Genomic DNA, 1288 nt, shown 5'->3' on the forward strand with positions numbered 1-1288 from the left:
TGAGCTTCCCCCGAAATTTAGTTCCCCAAAGGTGACGTAAAATAAACGTAACTTTGGAAAGACAAATGATGAACAGGATACCAAAAAAAGCTTACACCACCGAGTTTAAAGAACTGGCCGTTAAACGTGTTTCAGATGGTGAAGCCATCTCTGTCGTCGTCAGAGAGCTGGGGTTAAGTGACCAAACCCTGCGCAATTGGATCAAGGCCTCATCTGAAGGAAAACTTAAAGGCGCAGGCACGAAAGTCGTCACACCAGAAGCCATGGAGCTATCCCGATTAAGAGCAGAAGTTGCCAGACTTAAGCGGGAGAACGAAATCATAAAAAAGGCGGTGGCATACTTCGCGAAAGATGTTCTGTGAAGTATGCATGGATCGCTGCCAACAGCAAAACCTATTCTTTAACAGAAATGTGTACCGTTTTTGAAGTCAGTGTGAGTGGCTATCGCGCCTGGCAACGCGGAGGAATTCCTTGCAGAAAGCGCTTAACAGACGTACAGATGCTGGCAATCATTCGTGCCATTCATGCTGAACTCAAGGGCGCGTATGGTAGCCCTCGCATGATCAGAGAATTGCGATTGCGCGGCTTTACAGCTAGCAAAGAACGTGTCGAACGATTGATGCGAGAACATGGCATACACGCACGCCATAAGCGCCGCTACAAGGTAACGACAGATTCGAAACATGCGTTACCCGTCGCAGATAACCTGCTTGATAGAAACTTTATGCCGACTGCGCCGAATCAAGCGTGGACTTCTGACATCACCTATTTGTGGACGGATGAAGGCTGGCTCTATCTGGCAATCGTGCTTGATTTATTCAATCGAGAAGTGATCGGTTGGTCGCTAAAACCACGCATGACTAGCGACATTGTGACGGATGCGCTGACGATGGCATGGTTCCGTCGCCGACCGACAGCTGGGGTCATGCATCATTCAGATCGTGGCAGTCAATATGCCAGTAAGGCGTTTCAGAGCAAGCTCAAGGAGTTTGGCATGGTTTGCTCCATGAGTCGTAAGGGAAATTGTTGGGATAATGCGCCTACCGAGAGCTGGTTTAACAGCTTCAAGAATGAGCGTTATCATGGAATTCGATATGCGACCCATGATGCAATGAAAGCTGCGAGCTTTGAATATATTGAGGTGTTTTATAATCGAACACGGCAGCATTCGACATTAGGTTACCGCTCTCCCGTTCAATATCTGGAAGACTGGATGAAGAAACAAAATCAAGAGAATCTCGCTGCATGACATTCACCTGATGGTGAACTAATTATCGAGGGAAGCTCA

General features: G+C 47.4%; 1 protein-coding gene. It reads left to right on the plus strand.

Going from position 1 to position 1288, the window contains the following annotated elements; all coding sequences use genetic code 11:
- The first annotated feature begins 68 nt into the window (after positions 1–68).
- Positions 69–1249, plus strand: a protein-coding gene (locus tag H8K32_RS19905; RefSeq protein ID WP_186914372.1) for an IS3 family transposase whose coding sequence is annotated in 2 segments (ribosomal slippage) — positions 69–321 and positions 321–1249 — 1182 coding nt in all. Because the reading frame shifts where the segments join, the coding sequence is not laid out codon by codon here.
- The last annotated feature ends 39 nt before the right edge of the window (positions 1250–1288 follow it).

Origin of the sequence: Cognatundibacterium jejuense, assembly GCF_014284255.1 — a bacterium.
GTDB classification, from domain to species: domain Bacteria; phylum Pseudomonadota; class Gammaproteobacteria; order Burkholderiales; family Burkholderiaceae_D; genus Undibacterium; species Undibacterium jejuense.